General features: G+C 55.8%; 11 protein-coding genes. All 11 read right to left on the bottom strand.

What is annotated here, in order from left to right; translation table 11 throughout:
- Positions 1-92 precede the first annotated feature (92 nt).
- The 11 genes from rhaD to FHS18_RS28385 all read right to left on the bottom strand — a co-directional run bounded on the left by rhaD (position 93) and on the right by FHS18_RS28385 (position 22590).
- Positions 93-917, bottom strand: a complete 825-nt coding sequence (rhaD, locus tag FHS18_RS28435; protein ID WP_183603786.1) for a rhamnulose-1-phosphate aldolase — start codon at positions 915-917, stop codon at positions 93-95.
- A gap of 504 nt (positions 918-1421) precedes the next feature.
- Entirely contained in the window at positions 1422-2204 is a 783-nt protein-coding gene (locus FHS18_RS28430) for a formate/nitrite transporter family protein (protein ID WP_183603785.1), read from the bottom strand.
- A gap of 163 nt (positions 2205-2367) precedes the next feature.
- Complete coding sequence (locus FHS18_RS28425) at positions 2368-6477, bottom strand: LamG-like jellyroll fold domain-containing protein (RefSeq protein ID WP_183603784.1); 4110 nt, start codon at positions 6475-6477, stop codon at positions 2368-2370.
- A gap of 251 nt (positions 6478-6728) precedes the next feature.
- Positions 6729-7775, bottom strand: a complete 1047-nt coding sequence (locus FHS18_RS28420; RefSeq protein WP_183603783.1) for a LacI family DNA-binding transcriptional regulator — start codon at positions 7773-7775, stop codon at positions 6729-6731.
- Positions 7776-7947: 172 nt separating this feature from the next.
- On the bottom strand, positions 7948-9231 hold the full coding sequence (locus FHS18_RS28415) for a glycoside hydrolase 5 family protein (RefSeq protein ID WP_183603782.1): 1284 nt from the start codon (positions 9229-9231) through the stop codon (positions 7948-7950).
- Entirely contained in the window at positions 9221-11866 is a 2646-nt protein-coding gene (locus FHS18_RS28410; RefSeq protein ID WP_183603781.1) for a glycoside hydrolase family 2 protein, read from the bottom strand. The genes FHS18_RS28415 and FHS18_RS28410 overlap by 11 nt, the downstream gene beginning before the upstream one ends.
- A 2-nt stretch (positions 11867-11868) precedes the next feature.
- Entirely contained in the window at positions 11869-13062 is a 1194-nt protein-coding gene (locus FHS18_RS28405; RefSeq protein ID WP_183603780.1) for a glycoside hydrolase family 130 protein, read from the bottom strand.
- Between the two features lie 38 nt (positions 13063-13100).
- Entirely contained in the window at positions 13101-13931 is an 831-nt protein-coding gene (locus FHS18_RS28400; RefSeq protein WP_183603779.1) for a carbohydrate ABC transporter permease, read from the bottom strand.
- 2 nt (positions 13932-13933) lie between these two features.
- Entirely contained in the window at positions 13934-14821 is an 888-nt protein-coding gene (locus FHS18_RS28395; RefSeq protein WP_183603778.1) for a carbohydrate ABC transporter permease, read from the bottom strand.
- A 129-nt stretch (positions 14822-14950) separates the two neighbouring features.
- The gene (locus FHS18_RS28390) at positions 14951-16276 is read right to left on the bottom strand and encodes an ABC transporter substrate-binding protein (protein ID WP_183603777.1); all 1326 of its coding nucleotides are present in this window, start codon (positions 16274-16276) and stop codon (positions 14951-14953) included.
- Positions 16277-16431: 155 nt separating this feature from the next.
- Complete coding sequence (locus FHS18_RS28385) at positions 16432-22590, bottom strand: carbohydrate binding domain-containing protein (protein ID WP_183603776.1); 6159 nt, start codon at positions 22588-22590, stop codon at positions 16432-16434.
- Positions 22591-22897 lie beyond the last annotated feature (307 nt).

Genomic DNA, 22897 nt, shown 5'->3' with positions numbered 1-22897 from the left:
AAATGAAACGAGAACAAGCGAGCTATGCGTCCATTCGCTAGCTCGCCAAAAAACCGACCCCGGAATATCCCTGGATCGGTTGATGAAAATGACTATTCGAGTATCCCCGCTCTTGGCGTGACGCGAAACGCCTGAGCGAGCTCAATCAGCTGGCGGTCTGTAATCGTCTGTCTGATCTCCCGCCCTCCGATCAAATTATAGATCGTGGCCGCTTTTTCGATCGTCTCCACAAGCCCGAAGGTAGCCTCCATCGTAGCCCCCGTCACGAAGATACCGTGCTGCGGCCAGATGACAACCCGGAATTCCTTCATCTTCTCAGCTGTCGCTCTTCCGATATCATTGCTGCCCGGCACCATCCAGGGGACAATGCCGACCCCATCTGGAAATACGACCAAACATTCCGTGCACATCTGCCACAAAGTCTTCGTGAATCGCTTCTCATCCAGGTCATGCGTAAAGGTCATGGCGATGACGTTCGTCGCATGCGTATGCAGCACGATACGGTGGGAAGGATCTGCCTTCAGTCGTTCCGCGTGGCTAAGGAAATGGGACGGAAGTTCGCTCGTCGGCAAGGCGCCGTCCCTTAAGCCCCATAGGATCTCCACTTGCTCGCCGTCGCCCGATACGCGGAGGACGCCAAGATTGGCCTCGGGATCTTTGATTACGTTGCGAAAATATTTGCCCGAGCCCGTCACGATAAAATATTCGCCGGCAAGCTCATGTACCGGAAACGACAGCCGGAGCGTGCGAATAGGCTTGCGGATGTCCATATATTCGGCTACTAGAGCCGCGTCCAGGCGACAACTGACATTGCCGCCGTTCAGTTCATCCCAGCCAAGTTTCCACATGTGATGGGTAATCTCGCACATCTCCTGGATGAATGGCGCGTTCAGACTCGTATGCGAAGAAAGTTCCATTAAATTCCACTCCTCTTTGTATTGAGCTTGATCGGCAAAACGTTTATCTGCGTGACTCGGCCATGCAGGGGCAGGGCAATCCGCTCTTGCCGGGAGCATGACTTATTGGAAAGCCGTCCATTCACAAGGCGTAGAGGAATAAGAGCTCTTCTGTCGTTAGCGGCTTGCGCTCGTTTCTTTCATCCGGATCGTTCAGCATTCCATGGGCTTCCCAGCATGCTTGGCATTTCTCCATCGCATCGCATGCATGCGCCTCTTGGCAAGTGTAACAGTACTGCAATAAGTTACGGGTGATCTTCTGATTATAGGCTTCGTTTACCATACTTGCTCACCTCTTCGATTTTATACTACGTGAATTGTTTCACGTAGTATGTTGTCGTCTAGCGCTCGGAGATCCTCTTGCTCTCGCCGTGACTCCACTCTTCCGTTTGCGCTTCGCGGGATTGTTCTCTATGGCTTCATTATACGCTGGCTGCTTCGCGTATACTGTGATATTCCTCACCGTTATACCTTCTCCTTGAGGGTTCTAGCATAGACCAACGCATACAAGCCGCCGACGAATACGCAACCTCCGATCGCATTGCCGAGGTAAACGGGAATGAAGTTGGACAGCCAGTCGAGCCAGTCGGCCTGGCCTGCGAAGATTGTAGCGGGAATAAGGAACATATTCGCCACGACGTGCTGGAATCCGAGCGCCACGAAAGCCATGGTCGGGAACCAGATCGCGATGGCGAAGCCCGCTCCGTCCTTGGCGCCGTAAGCCATCCATACGGCTAGAGAAACAAGCCAATTGCACCCGATGCCCGAGAGCAACGCCACGAAGAAGGACTCTTCCAGCTTGCCGGAGGATAAATCCGTCATTCTGGCGAGCGCGGCGCCATGCTCGGTTAACCCGACCAAATGTCCGAACACGTAAGCCACGAAGAGAGCCCCGGCAAAATTACCGATCGTGATGGCAAGCCAGTTCGAAACCCACTGCCTAAGCGATACTTTCCCGGCGAACCAAGCCAAAGGTACGGCCATCATATTGCCGGTCAACAGCTCGCCGCCTGCTCCCAAACAGAGGATAAGGCCCAAGAGGAACACCGCAGCGCCAATTACGCCGTTCATGCCGCCCCATGAGGCTGGAACGCCGGCGCTCACCTTAATCGCCAGCAGGAAACCGATCGCGATAAAAGCGCCCGCCGCGAAGCCGAGCAGGATCTGAGCCGGCAGCGGCTGGTTCGCTTTTTTCTCGCCTGCCTGTACAGACAGCGCCGCAAGTTGTTCCGGTTTCGCATACCCCATACGAATTCCTCCACACCTTTTTGAGCACAAGTATAGACCTGTTCATGTACCGATGCTGTGAGGTAAATCATCTATCCGTATGCCACGCCGAGCCAAAGAAAAAAGACCTTGGGAATTAACACCCAAGGTCTCCTAGAAGAGCTATAGATCGATCATGATGTCATTAACCAAGAATCAGTCTTGCGGCTGTGACCAGATCCTTAATGTCGACGATGCCGTCATTGTTGAGATCCGCTTTGCCGTACAGGCTCCAATCCGCATCCGCGGACGTTTTGCCGTATGCGGCGGCAATGATGCCGAGGTCGCCGATGCTGTAACGGCCATCATTATTGATATCGCCTGCTGCCGGTTTGATGACCGAAGACTTGAACGCTTGCAGTGCTGCTTGCAGCGTTTCGGTCGCTTGCTCGATTTCGGCCTGCGTAGCATCCGCCTGCTCCGCCACTGCGCTTGCGGTGCTAATTGCCGTTTGCAGGGTCGCTTTGGATCCAACCGGATATTGGCCAACCGCGGTTCCTTCTGCAGCTGCGTTATGGAACTGCTGCGCTTCTTCGATCAGTTGCAGCAGAGCCGCCCGATTAACTTCATTAATCGTGACGCGATGCGTTCCGCCGGGGAGTGTGGATTCTGCTCCATCCGCATTCGCGGTTACGACGCTGGTCACGGTAATATCGGCGTCCCCGCCGCTTCCGGACCCTTTGGCGGCGAACTTCAGATTCAGCAAGTCTTCCGACAGGTTCACGTCTCCTACACGGGTCGCAAGAATGCGGATCTGCCCTTGGGATTCCTGCTGTCCTGCCAGCAGGAAATGCTCTTGCAGCGATTCGGCGGATACGAACGTCAGCTTATCCGCGTCATATTGAATGATGATGTCTTGCGCGACCGATTCTTGAACGTCGCCTGCAAGTTTGTACGCGACATCGAAGCTTTGACCGCTGGAGACCGCTTCCGGACCCGTTAATTGGGCCGATGCGGGAACGGTCGGATTCAGCGCTTGGTCATACAGGTTACGGATCTCCGCACCGGACAGAACCGCATTGTTGTAAATGCGCAGATCGTCCATCAATCCCTGGAATGGCGTATCCCAATAGTTGACGCCAAGTCCGAAGACCGCATTGGCAGCAGCAAACACATTAGGGAAGTTCGTGCCGCTGAACTTCTCTTCGCCATTGACGTAAACCTTGATCGCTCCGTTATCTACGGTGAATGCGACATGGCTCCATTTGTTTTGCTCCAGCCGCATGCCCGTGCTGGCATCGTACCACGTGCTGTTGCCCGACCAGACAAGCGTATCGGATTGGTTGCCGCTCGGGACGACGCTGACCCATTGGCTAGTGCTGCTGGCCCCGAAGAACGTTGTCGTGAAGGAAGTAAACTCGGCAGGGTTCAGCCAGAGCGATACGCTGTACGCGCTGCTGTCGATTAATCCGTTCGGCAACAGGATACCGGATGTCCCGTCGAATGCAGCCGCTTGACCGGTAATACCCTCGCCGTACGCAATGGTCCCGCCTTGATTATTAATGCGGTCTCCCGTAATGCTGCCGGAACCGAAGTTACCCGTCAGCTCGTTCAGATCCCCGTCGAAATCGTAATGCGCGGTTACTTGCCGGATTGTCAGATCGGTCTGGTAAGGCTCGGGCAGGTCTTGCTCATAAAGTTCAATCCGGTATTCGCCATTCACGACGGGATTGAATGGATAGTTCAATATGAACTTGCCGTTACTGCCCGTCGTTGTCGATTCGATCAGCCTGGTCGTACCGTCCGAATTGACGATGCGGACCGTGACCTTTCTGCCTGCTCCTTTGTCCAGCGTACCTGCAATCGTGATTTGTTTCTGCGCGGAATTGAACGTTGCTTGGACATCCTTCACTTGCGAAGGCGTTGCTGTCCCTTCTATTACCGTAAGCGTGATCCTGGACGTGATGTTCCCCTCTTTGGTCTTAGCTGTGATGTCAGCCGTCCCTGCTGCTTTGGCATCCAGAAGAACACGAACTTCGCCGTCCGGCGTCAGATAAGAGTCGCCATTGACCGACAGAACGTTGGAGTTGGACGAGATGAATTCTACGTCCTTGATCAACGCCTCGTCAGGCGTAACTTTGGCCGTTAACACGACTTGCGATCCTGCTTTAATCGTATCGGACTCGATATCCAACGTGACGCCGTCAACACGGCCATCCCCGAACCGGAACGTAGCTCGCGCCTTTTCTTCCGTTGTAGCGGGAGCCGCTGCGGCAAACGCGCGGTTCCCCGTCTGCATCACATACAACTGCTCATCCGCGTACGCTTGCAGCGAGAATTGTTGTTGGTCACCAAGGCCGGCTACTTTCTTGAACGTCGCCTGCTCCTTGAAGCTTGTTGTTCCGTCATTTTTCTCGAGCACGATGTTATTGCCGCTTCTTCTCCAGTAATACCCGGGTCTGTTCTCCGCTTGGATCGAGACGTACTCGCTGCCTTCATTAGCAAGGCCAGGCGCAATGAACCACTCGAACTTGGCTGCGCTCGTTCCTTGGGAAGCCGTCCCGACTTTCCCATTCTCATGATAGATGAAGCCGCTATCCCCGCTGACTTGGAGCAATTCCGGACTGCCGTGAATACCGGATGCCGTCGGGATCATCGGCTGGATCGATCCGTCCGGGTTATAATTCAGCTTCTCGATCGATACGGAACGTCTGTAATCGCCGCCCGTCGGGAGCGCAGCCGTATGATGGATGAAGTACCACTCGCTGTTGAATTCAATGATGGCTTGGTGATTCGTGCCCGTTCCTTCGGTCTCCTCCATAATCTTGCCGCCATAAGTCCACGGTCCTGCCGGGCTGTCGCTCACGGCGTAGGCAATATCCTCCGGCCAGTTCATCGCGAACGAAAGATAGTATTTGTCCTTGTACTGGTGCAGCCAAGGCGCTTCCGTATACGTGCCTGGCATTCCCGCAATATCGACCTTGTGGATCTCGCCGTCCAGCTCGATCATATTGGCCTTCAATTTCGCGTAATACAGATGCGTATTGCCCCAATAGAGATAAGCTTGCCCATCCTTGTCGATGAACACGGTCGGGTCAATATCGTCCCATGCATAGCCGCCCATATTCGACGGATTGGCCGTCATATCCGTCGAGACGAGCGGTTTGCCGATCGCATCCTTCCACCCGGTGACAGGATCGTCCGACACGGCGACCCCGAGCGCCATCCCGCTTCCGTTGCTATTCTCGACCGTCGTGTACCAGTAGAATTTGCCGTCTCGTTCGATCGTTTGCGCCGCCCAAGCGGAATTGCCTTGCGCCCACGTAAAGATTGTTCGCGGAACCGAGCCTTCCAGCTTCCAGCTCTTCATATCGGTGGACGTGTAGATATCCCAATTCGGCATATTATAGCCGTTGGCGCCTACCGCTGCGGTGTCACGCCCAGCATACAGATAGACCTTGCCATCATGAACCATGGCAGACGGATCCGCGCTGAACCTGTCCTTAATGATCGGATTTCCCGTATACGGTCCATCTGCCGGCGTCTCGCCTTCATCGCCGGAATCGTACTGTTCCTTCACTTCTTCTGCCGACAAGGCATTGTCATACACCTTGAAGTCTGCCAGCTTCCCGATGAACGCAGGATCGGGGTTATACAATGATTTGCCGAGATAACCGATGAAGTTATCCGCCGCATTCGTGCCCTTGGCCAGAATGTCCATGACCGAATAGGTATGCGGCAACGATCCGACCAGGCTTCCGTTCAGATAGAACGAAATGAGTCCTGCCTCGAACGTAGCCGTATACGTGTTCAACTCGCCTGGCTGAATCATCGCGCCTTGGAACAGCAGTTCCGTGGACGCGTTCTTAATCCCGAATCGAACGGTCCCGTTGCTCTGCATCGGGTTCAGGAACACATAGTTGTTGACATTCGGCCAGCTCCCCGGCGTTGTGCCAAGCGTGTACAGCCAGTGATTCGCGCCCGTAGCCGTGCTGAACTTGGCTTCGATGGTGAACGTTTCGTCGGTAATCAGACCTCTTGGCAGCTTGACGTATTTGTTCTTGTCCCCCGTGAAATTGAGCAGCTTGTCTTGGTTCTCGTCCAAGAAGTCGCTGTCTTGAAATCCCGCATACTCCGCATCCAGGCCATGGCCTGTCAGATCGACCAACTTACCATTGGCCTTGGACATGTCGTAGTGAGCGAGCAACCCGTTGTCCGGTTCCGGATTATCCGCAGCTTGAGCGGCCTGCAGCGGGTATGATGACAATATGACTGCCGAAGCCAAACCTAATGACACCAATTTCTTGACGTTCAATTGACGTTCCCTCCTAGACAATTAAGTCATTGACGAACGCGAGACATCCACCTGCTTGATGGAATGCTGATCGACCTTCGGGTCGCTCAAACCAAGTCCCTCTCGTAACGTTCATTATGCACCTAATTGTAAAGCGCTTTCACACAGCGCTCAATGGAGTCTCATCGTCAAAAGGTATAATATTTTTGTCGACATCGGTAGATGAAAAAACGCCGGCTTCGCACGATTCCCATGCAAATCCGGCGTTCCTATTACCCTTTATAAGGCCTTACCGATGCCCGTTGCACGAGCTCAGTCGACAGCAGCACGTGCTCGGCCACGGCTTCCGGATCGGTGATCCGGCGCAGAATAAGGTCTGCCGCACGGCTGCCGATTTCCTGCTTCGGCACGCGAACCGTCGTTAGTCTCGGCTGCATAATCTCGGTCAACGTGAGATCGTCAAAGCCGATGACCGAGATATGCTCCGGACAGTTAACGCCAATGTCGCCCAAGAAGCGCAAAGCCTCGAACGCTGTCAAGTCGTTCGCGCAGAATAAAGCGGTAATCGGCTGCTCATTCGTGGTATGCTCCTTGAGCGCCTGAGGGAACTCCGGAGTCACGTACATCCCGTTCCCGCTAACGCCGACACCTTCAATCTTGACGCCGGAGATCTGGAGTCCCTTGCTGCGGTTGAACGTCCGGATCGCCTCCTCGAAGCCCCGGCTGCGCTCACGGAAACTCCACGACGTATCCTCGTCGCCGACATAAGCAATCCGGGTATGCCCCGCCTCGAGCAGGTGCATCGTGGCTTGATAAGCGCCAAGGAAGTTATTCGCCAGCACATGGTCAACGGAAGGATCCAACAGATTCGCATCCACCATCATAAACGGGAAATCGTTGTCCCGCAGCTGGTTAATGTAACTGTCCGGCAAGTGCCCCATCACGATCGCGCCATCCACTTTGCGTTCGTGGATGCTGGACGGCAGCCCTTCTTTGGGCGTGAGCGCAATATCGATGGTAGACAAGATCATGCTGAAGCTATACTCCATCAGCTCCTTCTCGATGCCGTGCAGCACCTTGCCCCAATACTCCATATCGTCCAGATACGCTCGCGGCATGAGTACGGCCAGATTGCCCGTACGCGAGGCAGGAACGGTCTTGCGGGATAGCTTCATCCGGTAACCCATCTCTTCGGCCGTCCGCCAGATCGTCTCCCGCGTTCCCTCATTAACGGCAGGATCGTTGGACAGCGCCTTGGACACGAGCGCCTTCGAAACTTCCAATTTATCTGCAATCATCTGCAGCGTCACTTTCTTCATGGCTATGTTCCCCCACACACAATGTATACGCTAAGCATAAAGGTTTATTAAACAAATTTCAACATTTTAACTCGTATAATGTAAATTTCTTCTATATAAAAAGAGAAGTCCAAAGGATTGCTCATCCCTTGGACTTACTTTGCGAATGCCATGCAAAAGAGCTGCTCTCTCGTTAAAAAGGTGCCGAATGGATGACCTCGGAATAATCGCCTTCCATGCCGGCTACATTGATCGCTTTCACCCGGTAATACGCCGAAGTCGACTGGACGCGGGTCGGGTCGATCCACGGCATCGAATGGTCGGCCGGACGCTTATCGTAGATCGTCTGCCAGCTGCCTTCCTCACCCGATAACGATCGTTCCACCGTATAATAGGCAGCGCCGACGACGCCGCGGAACGCGATATGCCCGCGGTCCGCATCCAGGATGACCGGGCACTCCGGAACCGAGTCAGACGGCAACGGTCTCCCGCTCATTCGATACGCATGCGTACGTAACGCCTTCACGCGAGCGAAGATGTCCTCATTCACGCCGCATCCCGGATAATGAACGGCAAATCCGTCGAAGTGCTGGACGTATCCGCCCCGGTCATGATGGCCGAACAACGACCAGAACAAGGTGCCGGACACATGCTCCAGCTCCTCCGCCGCGTTCAGGAACGCCGTAAGATCGCAGTCCGGCCAACCGAACTCGCCGGCGATATACACTTTGCCCGCAGCCGCCACCGCAGCCGCATCCTCGGTCAGCTCCTGCGCATTCGCAGGGTAATAGTGAACGTCGAGAATATCGAGCTCCTCGATCTGAAGCTTGTCGGCGTCCAACTGGAACTGCTTGCCGTGCGCCACGAGATGGTTGCGATCCAATGACTTGACGTGGCGGACGATGCGCCGCACCCATTCGACCGGAGCGTTATTCAGCTCATTGCCCAGCTCCCAAGCCATAATCGTCGGGTCATCCTTGTACGCGATCCCGGTATAGCTATTGATCCGGTTCAACAGTACGGTGATATATGCTTCAAAGTCGGCGATGACTTGTTCATCGGTATAAAAGGCATCCGCATCGTCCAGCCCGCGCCATTGCGCGAAGGTCTTGCGGCCGCCGTGATAGTAATGCCAATTGCAAACGAACGGAATAATGAGCCTGAGCCCTCTTAGTCCCGCTTCTTTAATCGCGAAGTCGACGCGCCGGAAAGCCTCTTCATTATATTCGCCAAGCGTTGGGGACAGCGCCTTCTCGCATCCGTGCGACGCGCCGAGCGTATGCGAACGCACGACGGTTGCCCCCATCTCGATCGCCGTATCCAGCGCATTGGTCACGCGGAACGGCGAAGGCCAGTCGATCCCGTTCACATTCTCGTCCAGCCCCAGCCAATAAATATTCGGCCCCGCAAATCGGAACGGCTCTCCGCCAAGCACAAGGCGCGACCCGTCCCTTGTTACGAATTGTTCATTGATCATCGCAAGTCCCCGCCTTATTAAGTTGTTCCTGCTGCCTGGCAGCCGCTTGAAAATAAGAAAACGCGATCTCCGGCTGCCGATTCTCGTCTGAACCGGATGGTTCCGCAAACAATTCGCCGGCCTTCCTCTTGCAGGTGACCTGTACGCGACGTTCCTCCCCGGGGAACAGGGTAAAGTAAGCCTGGTCCGCCTTCATCCAATACAGATCCGTATGCTCAACGGGATACACATGGAGCAGCGCTTCGCTTCCTGTATTGCGAACGGCGTAGACCCGATCGAACGTCCCTCCGCCATTATCCTGCCAGGCATCCGCCGGCACGGCCGTAAGCTCGCCGCCCCGCAGGTTCAGCGCGCTTGCGTATACATGCTTGCCTTCCGTCGAGAATAAGTACAGATCAGCCTGCTTGCGCGTACCCTCGCCATGAACGTCCAACGATAAGCGTACATAATACAGCCCGTCAACGGTATGAGGCACTTCAAGGTTAAGCATGCCGATGAAGAGAGTGCGATCTGCTTCGGTCCGTCCTGAGAAGGTCTGCTCATGCAACCGTTGACCGCGGCTATCGAGCACTTCCGCGCCGACCGTACAGTCGGCGGACTCGCCGTCCGTGCTTACATAGACGGGAAGCTGCTGCCGTTCTCCGGCTCTCGCATGCAAGGAGGCGTAGTCCAGGCTGGCCCGCCGTGAACGGAAGGCTTCCGCTACCCAATAGTAGGCCATCTTCGGCTCGTTATAGTAGTCGATCAGGTTCGTACAGCTTACGTTCGGCCAAGGCTCGTTCAGCTGCCAAATGATGCTGCCGCTGTTCTCGAACTTCCGTCTCCGGTTCGCTTCGAGGATATAGCGCAGTCCTTCCGCTTGGATCCACTGGCTGCAATCCGCGAAACTTTCCAGCGTAGCAAGCTCACCGAACAGTTCCGTATCGCGGTCGTACGTATCCCACCACTCGCCATGATGACGCCAGACGGTGCATTGTTTCATCGACACCGGCTGCTGATAGCGAGGGCTTAAGAACTTGCGGATACTCTTCGGCCCGCTTAAACCGTCGACGCCGAACTCGCTGTGGAAGAGATGATCGGCCTGTCCGTAAATCCGGTAATGGTCCGGGTTATTCATATATTTCCAATGGCCGTGCACGTCATGGCTGACGCCCCGCTCCTCGGTAATATACTGTACCGGGCCGGAGGCCGATGTCGGCAGGAATAGACGGCCGGGATCATGCTCTAGAGCGAGTCCGCGCAGCATCGCCAGATTGCTGTCCTCATACGTGGACGGGACGTTAGGCGCGCTCATCAGCTCGTTGCCGCCGCTCCATACCGTCAGGCTGACATGATTGCGGCGTTCGCGCAGCGCAGAGACCGCGTTGCGTGCCAGCAGTTCCAGGAACGCGGGTTTCTTGGACGGTTCGTTATCGATTCCCGAGCTTGACTGGATGAACTCCTGCCAGATCAGAATGCCCATCTCGTCGCACAGCTCGTAAAGGTAAGGCTTCTCTATCACTCCCCCGCCCCAGATCCGAAGCAGATTCATATGGCTCGCCTTCGCCATCCGTACGATCCATTCATACCGTGCGGGGTCAACGTTGCCGTACATATGGTCCAGAGGGGTTAGATTGGCTCCCTTAATATAAATTTTCCGGCCATTGACGACGAATGTGTAAGGCAGCGCATCGGCAGGGCTGTTCACGTTCTGCACGTACTCCAGCTTGCGGATTCCCGTCCGGAGCTGCCGCGAGTCGAGCAGCGCTCCCGTCGCTTGATCCTCGAGCCTGATCTTCACGGTATATAACGGCTGCTCCCCGTATCCGCTCGGATACCATAAAGCCGGGGCTTCCACGACCAACGTATGCCGGAACGATTCACCAAGCGCGATATCGATCTGCGTGGATGCTACGATCCTGCCGTCTGGTGCCGTTACGTCTACCGCCATGGAGACGGAATCACGGGCTTCGCCATAAGCTTTCACGCCGACTAGCAAGCGGACGAGACCAAGTCCATCTTCCGTGTCCGTCGTTACCGACAGCTCCTCGATAGAGCATCGCTGCCTTGCGACCAGCGCAATATCGTCCCAGATGCCGACGTTAACGAGCCTGGTGGAGAAATCCCATTTGTAATTGAAGCGGCTCTTCTGCGTGAACGTCTCGCTCGTCTTGCCGATCTGCCCCATCTCGTCCGGCGCCTGCTTGAGCACGATCAGCAGTTCGACGGTTTCTTCCGGACTGAATGTGTCCGTGACATCGAATACAGCTGGCTCATACATGCCCCGGTGCTCGCCGAGCAGCTGGCCGTTCCAATAGACGAGCGCTTCATAATCCAATCCTTGGCAGATCAGTTCGATGGCTTCGCCCGCAAGAGATGGCGCAGGGAAGACGGTGCGGTAGACCCACCATCTGTTCTCCACCCATTCGCAATGGGTGCTCGCCATATCGCGGTACGGGTTGTCGATCAGCCCGGCACGGAACAGATCGACGTGGACGCCGCCCGGGACGGTCGCCGGAATCCAATCCGTCACGCCCATCAGCTCGCTTCCGATCTCCATGCTGGTCCCTTTCACCGGTACCCATGGCCAGAATCCCTTCAGCTCCCACCGCATGGCCGAGAGCGACCATACGCCTAACCGTTCGCTCTTCTCCATCCTTAAGCTCTCCCGCCGGCGAGGAATTCCAGGTTGCGGTCGATCAGCGCTATGCGCTGCTGCACGCAGGCATAAGAGCGAAGCGGATCTTGCGGCGTATGCTTCACGTAGTCCACCAGCCGGTCGACCGTCGTCGTTGCGACATGGCAGCGCGTATCCGAGGAGGCATAGTATAGGAAGACGTCGCCGTTATCCCGTACGGCCAAGCCATTGCTGAAGACGACATTGGATACATCGCCGATCCGCTCTTCACCTTCCGGCGCAAGCAGATGGCCGCCTGGCGTATAGATCGGCTTCCATGGTTCGTTCAAGTCGGTCATGAATGCGTATAACACATATCTCAGTCCTGCTGCCGTATTGCGGACGCCATGCGCGATATGAAGCCATCCCTCGGACGTCTTGATCGGAGCAGGTCCTTGGCCGTTCTTCACTTCCTTGATCGTATGGTACAGCCGCTCATCGACGATGATTTCTTCCTCAACGACCGCTTCCTCGATGGAAGCGGATAGTCCCCAGCCGATTCCGCCGCCGGAACCCGTGTCGATGAACCCATCCTGCGGTCTCGTATAGAAAGCATATTTGCCTTCGATAAATTCCGGGTGCAGCACGACGTTGCGCTGCTGAGCCGAACGGGACTTCAGGTCGGCAAGACGCTCCCACGTCTTCAGATCTTTCGTGCGGACGATACCGCACTGCGCGACCGCGCTCGACAGGTCGCCGCGCGGGGCGTCCGGGTCTTTGCGCTCGGTGCAGAACAAGCCATAGATATAGCCGTCCTCATGCTGCACCAGTCGCATATCGTAGACGTTCGTGTCCGGTTCGTCCGTCTCCGGCAGCACGACCGGATGATTCCAGAACGTGAATCCATCCACGCCATTATCACTCTCGGCGATAGCGAAGAACGACTTCCGGTCATTGCCTTCCACGCGGGCGACGAGATAGTATTTGCCGCCTAAGAAGATCGCGCCGGGATTGAACACGCAGTTCACGCCGATCCGCTCCATGAAATACGGGTTCGTCTCCGGATTGAGGTCGTAGCGCCAGAACGGCGGCACATGCTCATTGGTCAGCACGGGTAACGCGTAGCGTTCATAGATACCGTTGCCGCCTTGAACAGGCTCATTCTTCCGGGCGACGGTCTGCTCCCACCGGGTATGAACGGCCTCGTAACGTTGCTTGAAATAGGATGTCGTCATCGTAACTCTCCTCTATCCTGAATAATGGTTTTATTGCTCTATCCTTTGACCGCGCCGCTGGTGACGCCGGAGAAAATATACTTTTGCAGGAACAGGTACAACACGACGGTCGGGATCATGATGAGCAGAATCGCCGCGCAAATATTGCCCCACTGCGCCTGGTTGTTGCCCGCGAACCGCATGATCGAAGTCGATACGACGACCAGCTCCTGCTTCGGCATATACAAGAACGGAATATACAGCTCGTTATAAATATTGATCGTCTTCAAGATCACGAGCGTGGCCGTGGCCGGACCCAACAGCGGAATAATGACCGAGCGGTAAATCCGAACGAGGCTTGCTCCGTCCATCATCGCGCTCTCGTCCAGCTCGTATGGGATGTTCTTAATGAACTGCAAGTAAATGTAGATCTGGATGACATCCGCGCCGATGAACAGCAGAATCGGAGCATAGAGCGTGTTGTATAAGCCGAATCCCTGCAGGAGCGAGAAGACGACGACTTGCGTCGTAATCGTCGGGATCAGCGTCGCGAACAAGAAGCCGCCCAGAACGATCTGCTTGCCCCGGAACTCGATCCGTCCGAGCACGTACGCCACCATCGTTCCCAGCACGATGTTACCGGCAAGGGAAGCGACGATTATGATCAGCGTATTGAGAAAAGCATGGGTAAGGTCCGCCCGTTCGAACACGGCAGCGAAGTTATCGAAGTTCATGAAGCTTTTCGGCAGCGCGAACGGGCTTGATCCTTCATCCTCGCCCTTGAAGGCGTTGACCAGAACGACATAAGGGGGGAACAACACGATGAACACGGCCGCTAACAGCAGCACGTATTTGATCGGTTGAACGGGATCGAATTTTTTTCCAGTCATGGCTAGTTGTCCCCTCTCCGATTAATGACGACGTTCTGAATGGCCAGGATGAGAACCGTCAAGACGAGCAGCACGATGCTCATGGCCGAAGCCAAGCCGAAGTTGTTGAACTGGAACGCGGTCGTAATCGTCTTGAGCAGGAATGTCTCGCTCGCTCCGGCCGGGCCGCCCTTGGTCAGCACGAACGGCAGATCGAAGACGGCAAGCGCCCCGCTGATCGTCAGGAACATGTTCAGTTGAATGATCTTCGTCAGGTTCGGCAGCGTAAGATGCCAGATCGTCTGCAGGCGGTTAGCCCCGTCGATTCTTGCCGCCTCGTACATATCGCCCGGAATGGACTGCAGGGCAGCAAGATAGATGACCATGTTATAGCCCATGAACCGCCAGAATCCGATGGATGCCAGCGAGTAGTTGACAATAGATTCGTTGCCCAGCCAGCTTTGCTGCAGGGATTCGAGGCCGACCGCGCCAAGCAGTCCGTTCAGCGAGCCGTTCGTCGTATCGAGCACGTATTGAAACATGAATGCGACGGCGACGGCGTTCATGATGAACGGCAGGAACAGCATGACCCGGAAGAAGTTGCGTCCTTTTAAACGCGAATTGAGAATGATGGCGAACAGGATCGCGATGACGTTCTGAACGATGCCGACAAACACATACGGAATTTGATGAAGGAATACGCCGAATAAATCCGAGTTCGTGAAGATTTCCTTGTAATTCTCCCAGCCGATCCAATTGCTCTCCGAACTGATCCCGTCCCAATCGGTAAAACTCTGCATGAGCAGCTTCACCGCAGGATAATAGGTGAGCATGACGAGCAGCGTCAGCGGAACGGCCAAAAAGCCAACCAGCACCAGCCATCGTTGCGCGCGATACGAGATGCCTCCCATACTTCCACTCCATTCCAGCACTCTTCTAGTCTTTGTATAACGGGAAGGGGTTACCTTCATGCGTACAAGATAACCCGCTTCCCGAAAGCCATGCTTAAACTTGCCTGTAATATGGTGCCTTGGTCTGCCTTACTTGCTGACGGCTTTCCTTGCTTTCGCCCATGACTCGTTGTATTTGTCCAGGATCTTCTGCGGATCCTTCGCCAGCACGAACTCCTGCACGAGCGCTTCCTTCACGATCTGCGCCTTGTTGACGACGGCCGTGCTCTCGTTCGTGTCCGATACCGCTTCGATGTAGGTCGGGTTAAAGCTGTTGAATTCCGTCAGCTGCGCCACGCTTGGCTGTTTGTCTTTCAGCACCGGGATGAATCCGGCAAAATCGTCGAATCCGGACTCTTCGACCATCCACTTCACGAACGCCTTCGCCGTAGCCAGATGCTCGCTGTCTTTATTCACGCCATAAGCCCAGTCCGGCGCGAGCGCAACATTGGTCTTGCCCGAGTTGTCGTACGGCATCGGGAAGAATCCGACGTTATCGGAGGTCGTGCCGCTGTCGATTACCTGCGGGATAACCCAGTTCCCGAGCAGATACATGGCGAACTTGCCGCTTGCGATATCCTTCTTCGATTGCTCCCAGTTCGTGGAGTTGATGTCCGGTTCCAGGTAGCCTTTCTCGTACATCGTGCGGATGATCGTCATCCCTTGGCCGTATGGATTATCCATCGTATACGGCGTGTCGGTGTTGGCGCGTTCGTTATTAAGATTGGCGTTGCCCGCAATGGAGGACGGCAGTTCGGAAGCCCAAGGGTACAGCGTCCATTGATCCTTGAAGTTGGAGGCGAACGGTATGACGCCGCTGGCCTTCAGCTTCTCGCTTGCCGCGTAGAACTCGTCGAGCGTCTTCGGAACGGAGGTGATGCCCGCATCGGCGAATGCCTTCTTGTTATACACGATCCCCGTCGTGCTGCCCCCTGCCGAGATGCCGTAAACTTTGCCTTCGAATGCTTTATAATCCTTGAAATAAATGCGGTCGTTCAGCCCGAGGTCATCGAGCGGTGCGAAATAGTTCGGCAGATCGCTGTTCGGGACGGTCGGGATCAGCACGACATCCGGAAACTCCCCGGAGGCGATGCGGATTTTCGTCGTTTTATCCAGATCGGTTACCGCTTCGAACTTCACCTCTGCATTCGGATACTTCTCCTTGAAGCGCTTGGCGTAGTCCACGTATTCCTTGTCGATCATGTCGGTGCGATTCGTCAGGAAAGTGATCGTTCCGCTGATGTCATCTTCGGCAGCGCCTTCACTGCCGGAGGCCGAATTCGAATCCGCATTCGTAGTCGTATTCGCAGCAGCGTTCTTCTCGTTGTTCGCTGTCTCTGTGTCGCTGCCGCCGCAGCCTGCCAATAGCCCGCCCATCATAATCGCCGTGGTGAACAGCAATGCGACTTTCTTCATCGTAAATCCCCCTTGAGTAAATGTTGGTATCGTTTACACGTTGATCTTAACACACATAAACTTTTTCTTCAACATTTTTTAAATAGTTTCAAAATGTTTAATAAATCGAAGAACAGGCACTCGATAGGAGGCCTGCTCTCCTCTGAATCATCCTTCTACAGCTTGTTGAAAAGCCGGTAAATCATAACGGCCGCTTCGGCTCTTGTTGCCGTGGCATCCGGCGCAAAAGTCCCGTCAGTCATACCGAAGATGAGACCCGCCTGCTGGGCAGCGTGAACAGCTTCCTTCGCATAGCCGCTAATTGCCGCTTCATCCGCGAACAGCTTATCCAGTTGCTGACCGTTCTCTAATGGGATCCCCACTGCCGCCATCGCACGGTACATCAAAACGGCAGCGTCCTGCCGCATAATCCGTTCATGAACTCCGAACGCTGCGCCGCCTCTGCCGCTTGTGATCCCCAGCTTCTCCGCGGTCGCGATCGAACGGGCATACCATGCCCCTGGATGCACGTCGGCAAAGGAGCTTACCGCCGTCTCGTCGCTCAGCTCGAGCGCGTTCATGAGCATATGAATGAACTCGGCCCGCGTCACGGCGCCGTCCGGTTGGAACAGCCCGCTGCCGATACCTTGGACGATCTGCCGCGCAGCGAGCGCATCGATCGCTTCCGCTGCCCAAGCCCGGTCGGCTGCGTCGGTGAAGGATATCGGATTATAGGCCACCGCATATCGGCTGAAATGGCTTGCTTGGAAGGCAACGCTTCCTGCAGCCGGATTAAACTTGCCGTTCTTGACGAGATGGAGCTTACCCGCTTCGTCGATATAAACGACGACGATTTGTTGCGGATTCGCGTTATCTTTCGCGGCGTAAGGAATAGAGACTGCGATATCGCCGCCTTGGAAGTCATGAATTTGCTCTCCGTCAACCGAGAGCGTGAAGTTCAGCACGGGACCGTCAATAGACATGGATCCGCTGGTCTGCAGATCAGAAGACGGCGCTTCCCCGATGGTCAAGACGACTTCCGAGGCATCCGCTCCGCCAATAGCCTCAAGCAGACTGCGAGTAATCGTCACGGCTGCAGTTCCCGTATCCACTTGAATGGCCTGCAAGTCTCCGCGCTGCAGGAATTGCTTTACAGGAAGGATGACTTTCACCGTAGAGGTCTCATCCGTGGACTTGACCTGAACGTGGACCGTATCGCCCGAAGTCAGGTCCATCGCCTTCTTAAGCTCGGCTTCAGCGACGGTTGCAACGGCGACGCCGTCCGCACCAACTTCAACCGGGATAATAAGGACTCCGTCTTGGCTGCCATCGCCTTCTCCGTCCGTTGAACCCTCATCGCCTGGCGGCACCTGTCCGGACGGCGGGTTGTACGAACCGCTTGAATTCGATACCGTTACGATTGCCGTGGCCGTGTAGCCGCCATCTTCGGTTACGGCAGCGATCTCCGCGGTGCCGACGCCGACCGCGGTGACGGTACCATCGGCTCCGACCGTGGCGACCGACGTGTTGCTGGAAGACCAAGCGACAGCCGGATTCGTTGCCTCAGCCGGCGTTACCGTCGCCGTCAATCGCTCCGTTGTTCCTTTCTTCAGCGAAAGCTTCGTCTTGCCCAGCGTTACACCTTTTACCGCGATCGAGTCACTAACCAGCTCAATCTGATCGACGACGATCGAACCCGTAACGGATGTCGTCGCGGCCATCTGACCGAGATACAGATTAAACTCCGCCATATCCCGCGGATCTAACGTGCCGGAGCTGCCTCCGTACCAGGAAGGATAATCGAAGTCCGAGAACGGAATCTCGATGAATTCCCCCTCGGTGCCGCCATCCAGCTCGACTTTAGCCTCCATGTAGACGCCCGATCCCATGCGTACCTGAACGGTCAAGCTGATCCGTGAGCCGTTCGGCTGCACCCAGAGCCGGACCTTATCATAAGCCGACCAGTCCAGATGCGGCAGGGACGTGATAACCCCGGCATAACCGTCGGTTCCGAAGTTATAGTCCACCTGCATGGCATGCGTGCCGGAGAGCTTCACGTCCGGATTCAAGGATAAGGTAAGATTGCTAGGCGGATTGGTCTTGTTATACCTTTGCGCGAAATCCGCACCGCTTGCATACGAATCGAAATCGTCGACGATCCGCGTCTGAACGAACCGGATATCGTCCAGCGTGATCGCTCCGTCCGCGCCGCCTTGCCCTTTGCGGACAATCAGCCGGAATGCGCTCAGCTTGGTCTTATCGATACTGCCGTCGATCGGCAGGTTCACATGAACGCCCTTCGTTCCCGAGATGGCAACATCCTTCGACCAGCGCTGGCCATCCTCCGTCTCCAGCTGAACCGTCAGCATGCGCTCGTAGCCGTCAGGCTTCACCCAGAACTGAACGGTATCGAAGGTGCTGCGGTCCGCATCGCCAAGCGTTTTGGCGAGACTGACGAAGCTAGCGGCTCCCATCTGGAAGCTTGCCTTCAATCCGTATTCGCCGGCGCTCTTCACGTTCGGATCCAGTTCAAGGGAAACCTTACCGCCAGCAGGATCCATGCTGTACACCCGATCGACTAACAGGCTTTCGCCGCCGTAATATTCCCCGTTATCGATGATGCTTGCCGGGGCCGCCGCCGGGAACGACACGCTTCCTGCGCCGACGCCGATCTGCAGACGGCTGATTTGCGGGAACTCGCTTGTTTCCGCGCCGAGCGGGTACGCGATCTTGATGAATTTGATCCCCGCCGGCAATGCAGTAATTTCATAGTTCGTTTTGAACCACTGCCCTCCGAGGGAACGGATCTCGGCTGTCAATTCGTCGTATTCGATGCCGTCCGCCGAGCCGTACAGTTCAAAATGCCCCTCGTCCCCCGGCTGTTCCGGCTGGTACGTTTCAAGTTTGAGGCTGTTCATGTCCCCCACGCTGCGGTAGACGACGTAGGCCTCTCCCGCTTCCGTCCGGATTAAGCGCGACGTATCGCCGCCAGCTTGCTCGGCGCGCGTACGATCGAACGCCACATTGTCGCTGTGCTGGGACATGTTGGACAAATCGTCTAACTCATCGCTAATGACTCCCGAAGCGATTAACGGCTGGATCGGGGTCAGCAGACCGCCGTCTCCGCGATACTCGATCTTCACGTTCAGCAGCTGTCCGGCTGCCGGATCTCCGTTCGGATAACGAATTCGGAGGTAATCCGCATTCGGCAACGATTCGTTCGCGTAACGATAGGTGCTGCCATCCTGCTCCGGCGTTACCTCCGTATATTGAATGCCGTCTTCAGACAGATAGAAGGAGAAGTCCTCGGACGATGCGCCGATCTCAAAGGAAAGCACGGCGCCTGGCGTACGATAGACGACGGACGCTTCATCCGCGTAATATTGCTTGGACGAATCCTCCAGCGCGTCCATGAGCAGGTGTCGGGCCAGTACCGGTCCGATCACGTTCGAATAGCCGCTCTCTCCGCTGGCATTCACGCCTTTCACCCGGTAATAGTACGACTTGCCGGTTGCGGCCGTCAGGTCGCTGAACATATTCTCCCCAGGGCGAACATCGTCAAGGACCTCGTCGCCAATGACTGTCCATGGGCCGTCTGCCTGCTCGGCGCGCTCTACCGTGTAAGAGCTCGCGCCCGTAGATCCACGCCAGCTGAGCTTCGCAACTGAGTCCGTCTCGAATAACTGCGGCGCCGGTTCAGGCAGCGGCAGCGCAGGGGCGGCGAGCCCGTCGATGGCATACGCCTTCTCCCGCACGACGCGCATCACGTTCGTCTCGTCCTGATAGTCGCCGGACGGCATACCGGGCCAATGGTACGCGCTGTACACGATTCCGTCGCCCGGATCGTACTCCGAGTGCCGAATAAAGCCGCCGTTCGCGCTATGAGGACGCAAGCTCCAGATCATCGCGCCGGAAGCCCCGCTGTCGATCACTTCATCCAGCATCGCCTCCACATCATGCGTCGGCTTGAAGCCGAACTCGCCGACGAGGAACGGCTTCTTGCTGCCGGCCAACGCCTTGTCTTCCTTCGTTCTAGCCGCATAATTGCCGCTGTAGTAATGGCTTTTCACGATATCGAAATTCGGATCGTTAAGCGCTTCTGCCGTTACGTTCTTGTATCTATGCGAGCTCGTGCCCGACGGGTACTCGATCAGATTGCCCGCCACGAACAGTTGGTTCTGGTCGACGCTCTTGAAGTGGGCGGCGATCTCCGCTTCCCAATCCGGGGCGACCATCAGCTCATTGCCGGTCTCCCAAGCCAGAATCGCCGGATCGTCCTTATACCGGACGCCCGTGAGCGTATTGATGCGATTGAGCACGTTATCCATCGTCAGCTTGAAATCGTCCCGAAGCTGCGCGTCGGTGTAGAAGGCTTTGCGCGTCGCATCGGTGTCGGTAATCCCGCGGAAAGCGGCAAAGTCGGAGATGCCGCCCGGCGGCCAGCCCCAATGGTCGATGAACGGAATGATCAGACGTACGCCATACTGGTTCGCCAATTCCAGCAGTTTATCCATCGAGCGGAACGCTTCCTCGTTCAGCACGCCCGGACCCACGATATGGCGCACCACATCGGATGGCTGATCCGGCTGCTTGACCGTGATCGAGTAGGTACGGATCACTTTGCCGCCCGATTGCGCAATGGTGCGGAGCGCATCCTCCTGCTCGAAGGCCGTCGGCATCAGTCCGCCCGCCTCGTCCTCATTGAATAACGCGCCAGGATAGTTGTAGGAGATGAATCTCAGATCCTTATCCCCGTCCATCAGCTTATCGCCATTCGTCGTAATAAAATGATGGAGCGGCGTAGGCTTCGTCACGCGAGCCTGGTCGAAACCGTTCATGGCCGCTGCCAATGCCGATTTCTCGCTCAGCAGATCTTCGTCGGCGGCTTCAGGCTTACTAGCCAATGTTTCCGCTTCGCTGATCGCCTCGGTCAGTGCTTGCCAAGCGGCTTCCGGATACTGTCCGATCGCCGTTCCTTGCTCCGATTCCGCAATCAGCTGATCGGCAAGCCGGAGCTGGCTCAGCAGCTCATCGCGCGCGCCGGCCTCGGCAATCGGGCCGATCGCCCCGCTCTGCGCCGCAGTCCCTCTTACGCCCTCGCTGTCTAGCGGCGTGACTTGGAATTTGATGTACTTGCCGATTTGGGCCTCGGTGAGCGTATACGCAGGGAGCGAGTAGCTGCCCGGAATTTTCGTATACACGCCATCAGCCGTATCGGATTCCAGCCATGTATAGATCGAGTAAGCTTCCTCCACATGCCCGGGATGGGCGTATACGTAAGCCCCGGTTAGCGCCGATGTTGCTATGGCTTTGCCTTCGATCGTAACGGCGGTTGCTGCCGGTACATCGGGGGCTTTCACTTTCGTTACGGCAAAATCGTCGAAATACGCCGTCCCCACCATGTCCGAAACATAGAGGATAATGTTGGCGTTCGTGCCGGTGTTGAAGGTCAGGCTGACCTTCTTCCAATTCGCCGATGCCGATGTCTGCGATTCCTTGATCGTCGATTCATCGGCAGCCGACAGCACCTTGAAGTAGGAGCCCCCGGCCCCTTTGTGATAAAAAGTCAGCACGTAGTCCGTACCCGGTTCCACTGCGACGGCATTCTTGATGCCCGCATACTCCTGGCTCGTTGCCTGAATCTGCAGCGCATGCTGACCGCTGCGATGTTCGGCATCGGTCACCGTAAATTTCGAGCTGCCTCCGGTATTCCAGCCGGAGACGTCGCCGGTCTCGAATCCGCCGTTCGCAACCGCATTGGCTTCCGGTTCGGCTGGCTCTTCTTCAGAGCCCGGATTCTCCGCACCCGCGTCCGCTGATGTCAGGACAAAATCATCATAGTAAGCGGTTTCATTTGTGTCGGAAACATAAAGCTTTACCGATGCGTGTTCCCCGCTATTGAACTCGGCCTGATACAAGGTCCAGTCCGATTTCGTGCCGGTGTATTGCTCTACGATCGTCGCTTCATCCGTGCCCGAGAGGATCTTGAACGCCGCTCCGCCCGGCCCTTTGCCATAGAAGGATAAGACGTAATCCGTATTCGGCTCGACCTCGGCCGTGTACTTGATGCCGTTCCAGTTCTGCGGTCCGGAGATCTGAAGCGCGAATGAACCGTTATGTTGCTCCGCATCCGTCACGACGAACTTGGCGTTGCCGCTTGTGTCCCAGCCGCTTAAGTCGCCGCTCTCGAAATCCCCGCTGGCGATCAGATTCGCGCTTGCCGCCCGTACTTCCGCCGCCCCCCAATAACTTCCGCCGGGCATGATGATTCCGACCAGAAGCATGAAAGCAACCAACATCGAGATGCTTCTTCTTGCTTGCGCCATTATGTGCATGACTCTCTCCCTTTGCTTCGTAATCGCCTTACCAGTCACTAATTAGCAGTGCTCCCTAGCTCGCTGCTCTCCTTACGAGATGCGCTAATCCTTCTTCAGCAAGCGTCGCCAACGCTGCTTGCCTTATGCCTCCTTCCTGACGGATGACTATCTTGCCAATACTGCCCATATCCAATCTAAAAGATTTCACTTTTTATTTCAACAAATTTATTTAAATTTATTTTTGTTTACTTAAGTTTCAGGGATATGCTATACTCGCCTTGTTTGAAGCGCTTACATATGCGTGTCCAAACCATTTTCTTCTGGA

Origin of the sequence: Paenibacillus phyllosphaerae (assembly GCF_014192105.1) — a bacterium.
GTDB lineage: Bacteria > Bacillota > Bacilli > Paenibacillales > Paenibacillaceae > Paenibacillus_Z > Paenibacillus_Z phyllosphaerae.
Note: the sequence above shows the minus strand (reverse complement) of the source record. Positions and strands in the feature narration are given on the sequence as shown.

Excerpts from the sequence above, each read along its gene's own strand:
- FHS18_RS28395 (WP_183603778.1), bottom strand. The coding sequence starts at position 14,821 with ATGGGAGGCATCTCGTATCGCGCGCAACGATGGCTGGTGCTGGTTGGC.
- FHS18_RS28405 (WP_183603780.1), bottom strand. The coding sequence starts at position 13,062 with ATGACGACATCCTATTTCAAGCAACGTTACGAGGCCGTTCATACCCGG.
- rhaD (WP_183603786.1), bottom strand. The coding sequence starts at position 917 with ATGGAACTTTCTTCGCATACGAGTCTGAACGCGCCATTCATCCAGGAG.
- FHS18_RS28390 (WP_183603777.1), bottom strand. The coding sequence starts at position 16,276 with ATGAAGAAAGTCGCATTGCTGTTCACCACGGCGATTATGATGGGCGGG.
- FHS18_RS28400 (WP_183603779.1), bottom strand. The coding sequence starts at position 13,931 with ATGACTGGAAAAAAATTCGATCCCGTTCAACCGATCAAATACGTGCTG.
- FHS18_RS28430 (WP_183603785.1), bottom strand. The coding sequence starts at position 2,204 with ATGGGGTATGCGAAACCGGAACAACTTGCGGCGCTGTCTGTACAGGCA.
- FHS18_RS28410 (WP_183603781.1), bottom strand. The coding sequence starts at position 11,866 with ATGGAGAAGAGCGAACGGTTAGGCGTATGGTCGCTCTCGGCCATGCGG.
- FHS18_RS28415 (WP_183603782.1), bottom strand. The coding sequence starts at position 9,231 with ATGATCAATGAACAATTCGTAACAAGGGACGGGTCGCGCCTTGTGCTT.
- FHS18_RS28385 (WP_183603776.1), bottom strand. The coding sequence starts at position 22,590 with ATGCACATAATGGCGCAAGCAAGAAGAAGCATCTCGATGTTGGTTGCT.
- FHS18_RS28420 (WP_183603783.1), bottom strand. The coding sequence starts at position 7,775 with ATGAAGAAAGTGACGCTGCAGATGATTGCAGATAAATTGGAAGTTTCG.